This is a genomic window from Pseudomonas sp. TWR1-1-4 (genome assembly GCF_049897165.1).
In the GTDB taxonomy this organism is placed as follows: domain Bacteria; phylum Pseudomonadota; class Gammaproteobacteria; order Pseudomonadales; family Pseudomonadaceae; genus Aquipseudomonas; species Aquipseudomonas canadensis.
Map to the genome: position 1 here is coordinate 123,605 of NZ_JAFCVS010000001.1, position 13,576 is coordinate 137,180.

Genomic DNA, 13,576 nt, shown 5'->3' on the forward strand with positions numbered 1-13,576 from the left:
CGGCAGCGGCTGCTTGCCACAACAAGCTCCCTCACCACAAAGGGCTTAAGCACCCGGCTGCAGTAACAACGCCACCAGCGCACTCCACCCGGTCTGATGGGACGCGCCCAACCCGCGCCCGGTGTCCCCATGGAAATACTCATGAAACAACACCAGATATCGACTCTCCGGGTCAGCCTCTAACTGCGCATACCCCGCCATCGATGGCCGCAGGCCATTTTCATCGCGAAGAAACAACCGGGTCAGCCGCTGACTGAGGCTGTCAGCCACTTCCTCCAGTGAGGACAGGTAACCACTGCCGCTCGGATACTCCACCGAGAAGTTGTCCGCGTAATAGCGGTGAAACTCCCGCAACGATTCGATCAGCATATAGTTCACCGGCATCCACAGCGGCCCGCGCCAGTTGGAGTTGCCGCCGTACAGCCGCGAGTCAGATTCGCCGGGCTGGTAACTCGCACTCAGGGTATTGCCGTTCATTTTCAACGCCAGCGGTTGTTCGGCAAACGCCTTGGACAGGGAGCGCACGCCAAAGGCCGACAAAAACTCTTCGTCATCCAACATGCGCCGCAACAGGTCCTTGGTGCGTTCGCCGCGCAGAAGCGCCAGCAGCAGGCGATTGCCCTGCCCCGGCTCGTTCCAGCGCGAGACCAGTTTGGCCAGGTCGGGCCGGTGCTTCATGAAGCCCAGCAAACGCTCGCGCAACCCTTCCAGGCCTTCATGCTCGCGCTGCTCCAGCACCAGCACGGCAAACAGCGGCATTAGCCCGACGATCGAACGCAGGCGCACCGGTTCGTTCTGGCCATCGGGGCGATGCAGCACATCGTAGAAGAACAGGTCCTGCTCGTCCCACAGGCCTTCCGCGCTGTCATCGACGCGGTTGATGGCGCCGGCGATATACAGGAAGTGCTCGAAGAACTTTACGGCGATGTCGACATACACCCCGTTGCGCTTGGCCAGTTCCAGCGCAATGCGCATCAAGTCCAGCGCATAGGCCGCGACCCACGCCGTGCCGTCGGCCTGATCCAGCTGGTAACCCGGTGGCAACGCGGCCGAGCGGTCGAACAAGGCGATATTGTCCAGCCCTAGGAAGCCGCCTTGGAACAGGTTGCGCCCTTCGGCGTCCTTACGATTGACCCACCAAGAGAAATTCAGCAGCAGCTTGTGGAATATCCGCTCCAGGAAATCCATATCGCCTACGCCAGTCAGCGCCTTGTCCTGCTGGTAGACCCGCCAACTGGCCCAGGCATGCACCGGCGGGTTGGCGTCGTCGAAGCGCCATTCGTAAGCCGGCAACTGGCCGTTGGGGTGCATGAAGCGGTCTTTCACCAGCAGCAACAGTTGCTGCTTGGCATAGCCCGGATCGATCAGCGCAATGGCCACTGCCTGGAAGCCTTGGTCCCACGAGGCATACCACGGGTATTCCCAGGTATCGGGCATGGAAAGGATGTCGAAATTCGACAGGTGCCGCCAATGGGTATTGCGGATATGCAGGCGCTCGGGCGGCGGCGCAGGTTGTGCCGGGTCGCCGTCGAGCCATTGGTTCACGTCGAAATAGTAGAGCTGCTTGGACCACAGCAGCCCGGCCAGGGCCTGACGCTGCACATTACGCGCGTCCTCATTGGCAATGCCGTGTTGCAAGGCGGCGTAGAAGTCATCGGCCTCCTGGCGGCGTTGTTCGAACAGCTTGCGGGCGTTGACAGGCGGTGCGTCGACCGGGGCAAAACGCAAATAGAGGGTTTTGCTTTCCAGGCCTGCCAGATCGAGGATGAAGCGTGCGGCGACTTTGGTGCCGCAGTCACGGCGAACCGCCGATTGCTCACCGCCGACCACGTAATCATTGATCCCATCCTTGAACGGCCCCGGTGCCGGCTGCCCATCCAACCGGGGGACATTGGTTTCGTTCTCGCAGAATAACCACTCCACCCCGTCCTGGCCCCAGGCATTGAGATGGCGATCCGCCAACTCATGATGACGCGCCAGCACCTGCTCCCCGTCCCGCGTCAACTGTGGCTTGGGCGCGTCGAAGGTCCAGCTCCAGTCATTGCGCGCCCACAGCTGGGGCAACACCTGCAAACGCGTTGGCTGGTCCGAACGATTGTGCAGGGTGACGCGCATGAAAATGTCGTCAGGCTGATGCTTGGCATATTCGACGCTGACATCGCAGTAGCGGTTGTCTTCGAACACGCCGGTATCGAGGATCTCGTACTCGGCATCTGCCAGGCCACGCCGGGCGTTTTCGCTGATCAGGTCGGCGTAGGGAAAGGCGGCGTGGGGGTATTTGTAGAGCATGCGCATGTAGGCATGGCTCGGTACGCCGTCGACGAAAAAGTACAATTCCTTGACGTCTTCACCGTGGTTGCCTTCGGCGTTGTTGAGACCAAACAGGCGCTCCTTGAGGATCGCGTCACGTTCGTTCCACAGGGCCAGGCCCAAGCACCAGCGTTGGGACTTGTCGCTGAAACCGGCTAAACCATCCTCGCCCCAGCGATAGGCGCGGCTGCGTGCGTGTTCATGGGGGAAGTAGGTCCAGGCGTCACCATCGGCGCTGTAGTCTTCGCGCACTGTGCCCCATTGGCGTTCACTTAAATAAGGGCCCCACTCGCGCCAGCACTCGGCATCCGGCTGCGCCAGGCGTTGGCCTTCGAGGGTTGCAAGTATTCGGTTGTCGGGTGTGGCCGTCATCGGGTCGTCCATCGCCTACCAAGTGAGAGGCAGTGTAGAGCCCAATGACGCCCGGGGGCACATGAAGACTTAGAAGATCGCGTAGGTGTAGTTGAAGATCAGGCGGGTCTGGTCCTGGTCGGCGGTGCCGGTGTTCTTGCCGTGATAGGTGCCGGTACGGAAAGTCGTACCAAAACCTTTCAGAGGACCGGCCTGCACAACGTAGTCCAGGCGGAAGTCGGCTTCGTTTTCTTTCTGGTCAGGGCCACCGGCTACCTTCGACTTGATGTCCCGGCCATCCAGGTAAGCCACGGACGCCTTCAGACCCGGCACGTAGGCCTTGAAGTCATAAGAGTACTGACCAAAGTTGACCTGCTCGCCCGCGCGGGAGAACTGGCCGACCACGGCGTCGGTGAACAGGTAGAAGTCACTGCCGCCAGCGCCTTGTGCGTGCGGATCGGCCAGGCTGCCCTGGTTCACCCACACAAAACCGCCGTCGTCACCCACGCCAATGTGGCCGAGCATCAAGCTGCTGCCGCCCAACTGATAGGTGAAGGCCGCACTGTAGGTTTTGTTGTCCACTTCGTTGGCGTGCTTGGCGTAGCCGCCGTTGTTGTTGAACTGGTAGCCGCTCTCGCCGTTCTTGCCGTCGCTGCTGCTGTCGAAGTAGCGCAGGTCGGTCTTGAACGACTGGTCATTGCCCAGCGGCAATACGTGGACCAAGCCGAAGTAGTTCTGTTTGTAGAAGTCCTGCAACTGGGCATAGTAGTACTGCAACGTCAGGTTTTTCGCGATGACGTTGTCGGAAGAGCCAAACGGCTTGTAGTCAACCCCACCGAACTTGAAACTGTCACTGTCGCGAGTCCCACCGGCCACGCTCAAGCCCGTAGAGTTGCTGGAGGCACGGCCTTCAGCGCGGTTCAGTTCACCGCCGGTGAAGGTGACGTTGGGGATGTCGTTGGAGGTCAGGATGCCGCCGTCAAAGGTCTGCGGCGCCACGCGGCTGTCATTGGACACCAGGATCGGCAAGACCGGCGCCAAGCCACCCCCCACATGCAACTCGGTCTGGGAAATGCGGAACTTCACGTTGCCCGCCGCGCGCCCAAAGGAGTCGGCAGGTTCAGTGCCGTTGTTCTTGGTCGGAAAGAAGCTGTTGCCGTTGCCCGACAGGCCCGCGCCCGCCGTGTGGCCATCGCCACCGTCCAGACGCAGCGCGCCGAAGGCCATGACGTCAAACCCCAGGCCGACGGTGCCTTGGGTGAAGCCGGATTTGTAGTCAAAACGCAGCGCGGTTGCGGTTTCGCGCAGGTCGTTGTTGGTCCCCGAGCGGTTATCCGCGCTGTAGTACATGGTCCGCGAGCTGATGGCCGCGTGACTGTCTTCAAGGAAACCGCTGTGACCGTTGCCCGTGCCCAGCGAACCGAGCCCGAAATCATCAGCGAATGCCTGTTGTGCAAGAACGGCGGCGGTGATCGACAACGCCAGTGTAGAAATTTTCATTAACGACAGCCCCTAAACATTTTTTTATGTGTCTGGTGTGCATAACGGCGTTTTCATCCTTGCAAACGTGACGATTCTTTCATGCCGACCGGGGCGGACTCCGTGAAGAATTAGTTAGGAAAACCGCCCGTAAATGAAATTTCTCACGGGCTGGTTTTTGTCATATTCACGTCATCTCATTCATTTGCAGAATGAAGTCCTGAGGATTCTTCGTTTGCAAGCGCGACTTGCGCTCAACAAAATCCAGGCACAGGCCACCTCTATCGTCATAGCCATCAGGAATTTTTCTATGCCTAGCACCGCACATGTCAGCCCAGACGAGATCCGCAAGGGCTTTTCCAAGGCCATGTCCGACATGTACCGAGATGAAGTTCCCCTGTATGGCGCGCTGATGGAGCTGGTGGCCGAGACCAATGCCCACGTGCTCGACACCCAGCCGCAGCTGGCGCAGCAGCTGCAACGCACTGGCGAAATCCAGCGCCTGGACATGGAACGCCACGGCGCGATCCGTTTGGGCACGGCTGAGGAACTGGCGACCATCAGCCGCCTGTTCGCAGTGATGGGCATGCAACCGGTGGGCTACTACGACCTGACACCGGCTGGCGTGCCTGTGCATTCCACTGCGTTTCGTGCCGTGCATGAACAAGCGCTGCAAACCAGCCCGTTTCGTGTGTTCACCTCATTGTTGCGCCTGGAACTGATCGAGAACTGCGACCTGCGCGCCTTTGCCGAAACCGCCCTGGCCAAGCGTTCGATCTTCACCCCTGGCGCCTTGGCGCTGATCGAACAGGCGGAAAAGGAGGGAGGCCTCAACGCTGAGAACGCCGATGAATTTGTCCGCCAGGCCTTGGAAACCTTCCGCTGGCACCACACCGCCACCGTCACCCGCGCGCAGTACCAGCAACTGAGCGACCAGCATCGCTTGATCGCGGACGTGGTCGCCTTCAAAGGCCCGCACATCAACCACCTGACCCCGCGCACCCTGGACATCGACCACGTCCAGGCCGCCATGCCCAACAAAGGCATCACGCCAAAAGCCGTGATCGAAGGGCCCCCTTGCCGCCGCTGCCCGATCCTGCTGCGCCAGACCAGCTTCAAGGCCCTGGATGAACCCATCGCCTTCACCGACGCCCAAGGCAGCCACAGCGCACGCTTTGGTGAAATCGAACAACGCGGCGTAGCGCTCACGCCCAAAGGCCGTGCGCTGTACGACCAGTTACTGAACGCCGCGCGCGACGAACTGGGCGCTTTCCCCAATGAGGGCAACGCCGCGCGTTATGTCGAATTGATGGAACGGCACTTCCAGGCCTTCCCGGATGATCACGCGCAGATGCGTGAACAGGGCCTGGCCTACTTCCGCTACTTCACAACCGAGCAGGGCCTGGCGGCGCGCGGTTCGGCTGATCAACCGCGAACCCTGGACGCATTGATCGCAGCGGGCCACATCGATGTGGAGCCTTTGGTGTATGAAGATTTTCTGCCGGTGAGTGCAGCGGGGATTTTCCAGTCAAACCTGGGGGATGCGGCGCAGAGTCACTACGCAGCCAACTCGAACCAGGCCGAATTTGAAAAAGCGCTGGGCCGTCCGACGATCGATGAATTGAAGCTGTATGGCGAGACGCAGCAGCGCTCGATTGATGCGTGCACACAGGCACTGCTGGCCTGAAATGAAGTACCCACCCGGCTCACCAGCGCAATCCTTGCGCCGCAACAGTCCCCAGAGCCGGGTGGGCGGTGGGCATCATAGGCAGTGAAAGCCGCCCTGTCCTTCAGACAATTCTGAACAAATATGTCCGCCCCTGCTGTAGGAGCGAGCTTGCTCGCGAAAAACCTGAGAGCGCCGCGATGAACCAGAAGCGCTGCGTTAACGTTGACGTTTTTCGCGAGCAAGCTCGCTCCTACAGGGCGGTGTGTTTTTGGCTTATGCCAACTTCGCCACAATGTCGTCTTTGATCAACAGTCGTTTCTTCTTCAGCTTCTCCACATCCTCATCGCTGGCGCTTGCCGATTCTGCCTTCAGCACCTCCTTGTCAGCGTCATCGTATTGAGTGAGCAGCGAGTCCAGACGTTTGTCGCTCGCCCTGCGTGCGTGAACGACTTCCTTGCTCAACCCCAAGTCCTGATACAGGTCGTGTTTCACTGGCATGGCGTACCTCCGCAAGTTGATCAATGGCTTACGCCCTAGAAGCTAGACCATTGCGAGGGGTCTTGTCATGTCCGGGGTCAATACAGCCCCGTTCGTCGCGGCGCAGGTGTTTGGATCAAACCTTTGCGGCGCCCTGCCCTCCACTCTAGATAGCCATTCGAGGGAGACCGGTTTCATGACTCATGCCGCCACCGCTGTCGACACCCAATGCATCAACACGATCCGCACCCTGGCCATGGACGCCGTGCAGAAGGCCAATTCTGGCCATCCGGGCACGCCCATGGGCCTGGCGCCGGTGGGTTACACGCTGTGGAGTCGCTTCCTGCGCTACCACCCGGAGCATCCCGACTGGCCCAACCGTGACCGCTTTGTGTTGTCGGTGGGGCATGCGTCGATGTTGCTGTATTCGCTGCTGCACCTGGCGGGTGTGGTGGAAATCGACGCCCATGGCAAGCGCACTGGCCAGCCGGCGATCAGCCTGGACGATATCAAGCAGTTCCGGCAGGCCGATTCAAAAACCCCGGGTCATCCCGAGTACCGCATGACCACTGGCGTGGAAACCACCACCGGGCCACTCGGCCAGGGCTGCGCCAACAGCGTCGGCATGGCGATGGCCGAGCGCTGGTTGGCCGAGCGTTTCAACCGTGATGGCAAGGTGTTGTTCGACTACAACGTCTACACCCTGTGTGGTGACGGCGACATGATGGAAGGCATCAGCAGCGAAGCCGCGTCGATGGCCGGGCATTTGAAGCTTGCGAACCTGTGCTGGATCTACGACAACAACACCATCAGTATCGAAGGGCACACCGAGTTGGCGTTCAGCGAAGACGTGATCAAGCGATTCCAGGCCTATGGCTGGCACACGTTGCACGTGACTGACGCCAATGACTTGCAGGCGCTGAGCGCAGCGTTGGAGACATTCAAGGCGAACACAGGAGCGCCGACCCTGATCGTGGTCGACAGCGTGATCGGCTACGGCTCGCCCCACAAGCACAACACCGCCGCCGCCCATGGCGAGCCATTGGGTGATGATGAGATTCGTCTGACCAAGGCCGCTTATGGCTGGCCACAGGATTCAAGTTTTCTGGTGCCGGACGACGCGCGCACCCTCTTGCGTGATGCCCTGTTGGAACGCAGCCAGGCGTTATACGAAACCTGGCGTCAGCACCTGTCGCAGCTGGCGCAGCACGAGCCGGAACTGGCTGACGAGTTGCACCGCATGCGCGCAGGGGAAATGCCCGAGCATTGGCAAGACAATTTGCTGCACTTCGACAGCGACACCAAGGGCGTGGCCAGCCGCGCAGCCGGTGGCGAAGTGCTGAATGCGTTTGCCCAACAAGTCCCCTGGTTGCTCGGCGGCTCGGCAGACCTGTCACCGTCGACCAAGACCAACCTCACCTTCGACGGCGCCGGGCGTTTCAGTGCCGACGACTACAGCGGGCGCAACCTGCACTTCGGCATCCGTGAACACGCCATGGGCGCGATTGCCAATGGCATGGCGTTGTCCTACCTGCGGCCGTACACCTCGACCTTCCTGGTGTTCAGCGACTATATGAAACCGCCGATCCGCCTGGCGGCGATCATGGAGTTGCCGGTGGTGTTTGTGTTCACCCATGACTCGATTGGCGTCGGTGAAGACGGGCCGACGCACCAGCCAATCGAACACCTCACGCAACTGCGCGCCACACCGGGGTTGCTGACGCTGCGGCCCGGCGATGCCAACGAAACCCTGGAGCTGTGGAAGGTCGCCCTGGCGCAAACCCATCGGCCGAGTTGCGTGGTGTTGTCGCGCCAGCCGTTGCCGACGCTGGATCGTACGAAGTATGCGGCGGCGTCCGGGGCAGCCAAAGGGGCCTATGTACTGGCGAGTGCCGAAGAACCCAAAGTGATTCTGCTGGCGACCGGCAGCGAGGTCAGCCTGGCCGTGGCGGCGTATGAACAGTTGAAAGGTCAAGGGATCGCTGCGCGGGTCGTTTCGATGCCCAGCTGGGAATTGTTTGAAGACCAGGACCAGGCCTATCGCGACAGCGTATTGCCGCCAGCGCTGAAAGCGCGCGTCGTGGTGGAACAGGCTGGGCCATTGGGTTGGGACCGGTATGTGGGGCAGACCGGCGCCAAAGTGGTGATGAACAGCTTCGGTGCGTCGGCGCCGCTGGCGAAGTTGCAGGAGAAGTTTGGGTTTACGGTGGAGAATGTGGTGGAGCAGGCTTTATCGCAGGTTCAACTGATTCAGGGTTGAGCTAAAAGTAGGATTGCGCGCGAATGCGGGGGGCAGTTTTTTTGGGTGGAGTACATATCCGTTATTTAGGTAACGGCTACTTATGGTTCCGCTCTTACAGCGGCTCACTTTTGGAAAGGCCGGAATGCCGGCCCAGCCAAAAGTAAGCAAAAGGCCTTCGCCCCAACACTCGGCACCTCGCTTAGGCTCGGTGTGCCCGTAATCCGACATGGATTTGGGGGGGCCGCCTAAGATCAAAATCAAAAGCACAGCGGCCTGACAGCCGGCTTGAGTGGTATAGAGCAAAGGCAAAGGCGAACGCGTTTTCTGTAGGAGCTGGCTTGCCTGCGATGGTCGTTAACGATGACGCGGGAAACCAGAATGAACGCGGCGTTCTCACGTTTTTCGCCGGCAAGCCGGCTCCTACAGGGACCGCGTAACCACGATGCGAAGCGAGTCGCTCTTGATCTTGATTTTGATCTTAGGCGCCCCGTCAAACACGCTGGCCGAACGCAGGCTTGAATCCGTGGGTAACCCGGCAGGACGCCGGGTTAGCCGCGCTGGGCCAAGGATGGCCCATCGCGGCGGCCCACGGATTCAAGCCGGAGTGAGGGCACACCGAGCCTAAGCGAGGTGCCGAGTGTTGGGGCAAGAGCCTTTTGGTTACTTTTGGGCTCTTTTCAAAAGTGACCCGCCGTAAGGGCGGAACCAATATCAGCCATCACCGCAGCAACGGATATGTACACCAACACAAATACCCCCCCACATGTGATCGAAATTGCCAGTTAAATCAGCTCTCGGGCCAGGAACGGCGCAGTCCGGCTCACCTTGCTTTTCGCAACTTTCTGCGGCGTACCACTGACAACCACCTTACCCCCCAAATCCCCCGCCCCCGGCCCGATATCAATCACCCAGTCACTCTGCGCCACCACGCGCATCTCATGCTCCACCACAACCACCGTGTGCCCCGCGTCCACCAAGTGATTCAACTGGCTGAGCAAGCGGTCCACATCCCGTGGATGCAACCCGGTAGTCGGCTCATCCAGCACATACAAGGTCGCGCCCCGCGCATTGCGTTGCAGCTCGGTCGCCAGTTTGATGCGCTGCGCTTCACCGCCCGACAGCTCAGTGGCCGGTTGGCCCAGGCGCAGGTAGCCCAGGCCGATATCCCGCAGCACCAGCAACGGGCGCAGTACGCTCGGTTGTTCGGCGAACACGTCCACCGCTTGCTCCACCGTCAGCCCCAGCACTTGGGCGATGGTCAAGCCTTGCCATGTCACCGACAGGGTCTCTGGGTTGTAGCGCGCTCCATGACAGGTCGGGCACGGTGCGTACACGCTCGGCATGAACAACAACTCGACACTGACAAAACCTTCCCCTTCGCAATTCGGGCAACGGCCCTTGGCGACGTTGAAGGAGAATTGCCCGGCATCGTAATGACGCTTCTTCGCCGCCGGTGTGGCCGCGAACAGCTTGCGCACGTTGTCGAACAGGCCGGTATAGGTCGCCAGGTTCGAGCGCGGTGTGCGGCCGATGGGCTTCTGATCCACCTGTACCAGGCGGCGGATGTGCTCCAGCCCGGCTTTGATGTACCCGCCACTGGTTTGCGGCGCGTCGTCTTCCAGGCTTGGTTCTTCGTCATTTTCCACGGCGCGCCCGAGACCGGCGCCCACCAGTTCCAGCAGGGCCTGGCTGACCAGGCTGGACTTGCCCGACCCGGAAATGCCGGTGACCGCGGTGAAGCAGCCCAGCGGAAAATCGACGTTCAGGTCCTTGAGATTATTGCGCGTCAGCCCTTGCAGTTTCAGCCAGCCGGTGGGCTCGCGGCGCGCCTGGTTCGGCGCGCGTTTTTCTGCGAACAGGTACTCACGGGTCTGCGACGCCTCGATTTGCGCAAGCCCTGCGGGCGGGCCGCTGTACAGCACCTGCCCGCCCTGTTCGCCGGCCGCCGGGCCGACGTCGATCAGCCAATCGGCGCGGCGCATGGTTTCCAGGTCATGTTCCACCACAAACAATGAATTGCCCGCGGCTTTCAAACGCTCCAGGGCGGTGAACAACGCCTCGCCATCCGCCGGATGCAGACCCGCCGAGGGTTCATCCAGCACGTAAATCACGCCGAACAACTGCGAGCCCAGTTGTGTGGCCAAACGCAGCCGCTGCAACTCCCCGGACGACAAGGTCGGCGTACTGCGCTCCAGGGACAGATAACCCAGGCCCAACTCGGTCAACGTGCTGACCCGCTCCAGCAAATCCTGGGCAATACGCTGCGCCGCCAGACGTTTTTCCACCGACAGTTTCATCGTGTCCTGGCCCGCCGCCACCGGCCGCAGCAACTCGGCCAAGCGCGTCAATGACAACTGCGACAACTCACCGATGTCCACCCCGGCAAACTTCACCGACAGCGCGGCCTTGGTCAGGCGTTTGCCTTCGCACAACGGGCAGGCGCTGCCCTGCATGAACTGCGAGACGCGCTTCTTCATCAGCGCGCTCTGGGTGTGGGCAAAGGTGTGCAGTATGTAGCGCCGGGCGCCCATGAAAGTGCCTTGGTAGCTCGGCTCCAGTTTGCGCTTGAGCGCATCGCGGGTCTGTTCCGGAGTAAAGCCAGCGTAGACCGGTGCGGTGGGGGTTTCTTCGGTGAACAGGATCCAGTCGCGCTGCTTTTTCGGCAGGTCACGCCACGGGATATCCACGTCGTAGCCCAGGGTCACCAGGATGTCCCGCTGGTTCTGGCCTTGCCACGCCAATGGCCAAGAGGCCACTGCACGCTGGCGGATGGTCAACGAAGGGTCCGGCACCATCAACGCTTCGGTCACTTCATACACACGGCCCAGGCCATGGCATTGCGGGCATGCGCCCTGGGGAAGGTTCGGCGAGAAGTCCTCGGCATACAGCATCGGTTGTCCCGGCGGATAGCTGCCAGCACGGGAGTACAACATGCGGATCAGGCTCGACAACGTCGTCACGCTGCCCACCGACGAGCGCGCACTCGGCGTACCGCGCTGCTGTTGCAGGGCCACGGCGGGCGGCAGGCCTTCGATGCTGTCCACGTCCGGCACACCGACCTGGTCGATCAGCCGTCGCGCATACGGCGCCACCGACTCGAAATAACGCCGCTGCGCCTCGGCATACACCGTGGAAAACGCCAGGGACGACTTGCCGGAACCCGATACACCGGTAAACACCACCAGGGCATCCCGGGGAATATCCACATCGACGTTACGCAGGTTGTGCTCGCGGGCGCCGCGCACGCGGACGAAACCGCTTTGCTGGGCAGTGATCGCTGGGATGTTGCGCTGTGAAGTCATGGACAACCTTGTCGGGCGGTGAGCACGCTGCGCACCCGTTGCGTCAGGGCTTCGGGGCTGTAGGGCTTGCTCAGCAGATGAATTTCGGCGCTCAGCAGGTGATTGCTGGAGAGAATGTCACGCGTATGGCCGGAGGTGAACAACACTGCAACTGGAGGATTCTGTGCACGGGCCCAGTCGGCCAGGTCGGTGCTTTTGACGCGGCCAGGCATGACCACATCGGTGAAGATCAGCTCCGGCTGCAAACCGGCTTGCAGCTTTTGCATGGCCTGGTCGCCGTCATCCGCCGTGAGCACGGTGTAGCCGGACTGTTCAAGCAGCTCGACGACGGTCAGGCGCACGCCTTCATTGTCCTCGACCACCAGGATGGTTTCCTGGCCGCCACTCTGAGGGATCTGATCGATATGCACATCAAGGCTTTCCGGCTCCAGGCTGTGGGGGAAATACATCTGCACCACAGAACCCTTGCCCTCCTCGCTCCACATCTCCACATGCCCGCCACTCTGGCGCACAAAGCCGAACACCATGCTCAACCCGAGGCCGGTGCCATGGCCTTCGCGCTTGGTAGTGAAAAAGGGTTCGAACGCCCGTTTCAACGTGGACTCGGACATGCCGACACCGGTGTCGATCACCGCCAGTCGCACATATTCGCCAGGCTTGATGCTTTTGCCCACACAATCGTCCGGGTTGAGGATGATGTTTTCGCCGGTAATACGGATCACGCCTTCGCCCTGCATGGCGTCCCGGGCGTTGATCGCCAGGTTGAGCAGCGCATTTTCCAGCTGATTGCGGTCGACGTTGATAAACCAGGAGTCCTGGGGCAATTGCACATCGATATGGATGGTTTCCCCCAGCGCCCGTTGCAGCAGTTCACCAAGCCCCGCGTAGATGCGTTGCGGGTTATACACCGCCGGCGACAAGGGTTGGCGACGGGCAAACGCAAGCAACTGCGACGACAGCTTGGCCCCGCGTTCCACCGCCGCAATGGCCGCGGCGACACGGCGCTGCACCTGGGCGTTGTCCGGTTCATGGCGAGCCAGCAAATGCAGGTTGCCGGCGATCACTTGCAGCAGGTTATTGAAGTCGTGGGCCACGCCACCGGTCAGGCCGCCGATGGCTTCGAGTTTCTGCGACTGGCGCAGTTGGTCCTCGGCAGCGGAACGCGCGTGCACCTCAGCGGCGACCCGTTGCTCCAGGTTATGCGTGAGTTCCTGGCGCACCTGTTCGGACTTCACCAGTTCGGTGGTCTCCACCACAATCGCCAATACCCCGGCCGGTTGCTGGTTGTCGCCGGCGACCGGGCTGTAGTACAGGTCCAGCCACACGGTTTCCGGCTTGCCATTGCGCAAAAGCACCAGGTCCTTGTTGTTGAACGACAGGGTGCCGCCGGCCAGGCAGGTATCCATCACATGGCGGTTGAACTCGGCGACTTCCGGCCAACCCAACTCTACCGGCGTGCCCAACAGGTACGGGTGGCGGCCACCGGCAAAGGCCGAGTAGCTGTCGTTGTAGATCATGTACCCCCATTGGCCCCACAGCATCACCATGGGCACCGGTGACGCCAGCATCATCTGCACGGTGCAGGTCAGGCTGGTGGACCATTGGTCGATAGGGCCCAGGTCGGTGGTTGCCCAATTGAAGTCGCGGATACGCTGGGCCATTTCTCCGGCCCAACCTTCACAGCCGTGGGGGTTGGATAAAAATTGCATCATTGAACTCTGCGCAAAGAAAGGACAGCCGCAAAAT

At 61.0% G+C, this 13,576-nt stretch carries 7 protein-coding genes and 1 pseudogene; 2 read left to right on the forward strand and 6 right to left on the reverse strand.

The annotated features are described in order from the left end of the window. Positions 1-45: 45 nt before the first annotated feature. Positions 46-2,682 carry an MGH1-like glycoside hydrolase domain-containing protein gene (locus tag ACP7C6_RS00585; protein WP_426108065.1) on the reverse strand — a complete coding sequence of 879 codons (2,637 nt, stop codon included), beginning with the start codon at positions 2,680-2,682 and terminating at the stop codon, positions 46-48. 69 nt (positions 2,683-2,751) lie between these two features. Continuing rightward, positions 2,752-4,161, reverse strand: a complete 1,410-nt coding sequence (locus ACP7C6_RS00590; RefSeq protein ID WP_028616577.1) for an OprD family outer membrane porin — start codon at positions 4,159-4,161, stop codon at positions 2,752-2,754. Positions 4,162-4,450: 289 nt separating this feature from the next. Here ACP7C6_RS00590 and hglS point away from each other — a divergent pair, with 289 nt between their 5' ends. Next, positions 4,451-5,827: a 2-oxoadipate dioxygenase/decarboxylase HglS gene (hglS, locus tag ACP7C6_RS00595; RefSeq protein ID WP_426108068.1), complete on the forward strand. Its 1,377-nt coding sequence runs from the start codon at positions 4,451-4,453 to the stop codon at positions 5,825-5,827. 137 nt (positions 5,828-5,964) lie between these two features. On the opposite strand, the pseudogene ACP7C6_RS00600 reads toward hglS, so the two are convergent. Beyond that, positions 5,965-6,051, reverse strand: a pseudogene (locus tag ACP7C6_RS00600) (outer membrane lipoprotein carrier protein LolA); the annotation flags it as partial. A 31-nt stretch (positions 6,052-6,082) separates the two neighbouring features. Continuing rightward, positions 6,083-6,307: a DUF465 domain-containing protein gene (locus ACP7C6_RS00605; RefSeq protein WP_426108070.1), complete on the reverse strand. Its 225-nt coding sequence runs from the start codon at positions 6,305-6,307 to the stop codon at positions 6,083-6,085. 175 nt (positions 6,308-6,482) lie between these two features. On the opposite strand from ACP7C6_RS00605, the gene tkt reads away from it, so the two are divergent. After that, entirely contained in the window at positions 6,483-8,546 is a 2,064-nt protein-coding gene (tkt, locus tag ACP7C6_RS00610) for a transketolase (protein WP_305381329.1), read from the forward strand. Between the two features lie 764 nt (positions 8,547-9,310). On the opposite strand, the gene ACP7C6_RS00615 is transcribed toward tkt, so the two are convergent. Together ACP7C6_RS00615 and ACP7C6_RS00620 are read right to left on the reverse strand one after the other, a co-directional pair. Beyond that, positions 9,311-11,830, reverse strand: a complete 2,520-nt coding sequence (locus tag ACP7C6_RS00615; protein ID WP_028616581.1) for an excinuclease ABC subunit UvrA — start codon at positions 11,828-11,830, stop codon at positions 9,311-9,313. Further along, positions 11,827-13,539, reverse strand: coding sequence for an ATP-binding protein (locus ACP7C6_RS00620; protein ID WP_426108073.1), 1,713 nt, complete (start codon positions 13,537-13,539; stop codon positions 11,827-11,829). Before ACP7C6_RS00620 ends, ACP7C6_RS00615 begins: the two co-directional genes overlap by 4 nt. Between the last annotated feature and the right edge of the window lie 37 nt (positions 13,540-13,576).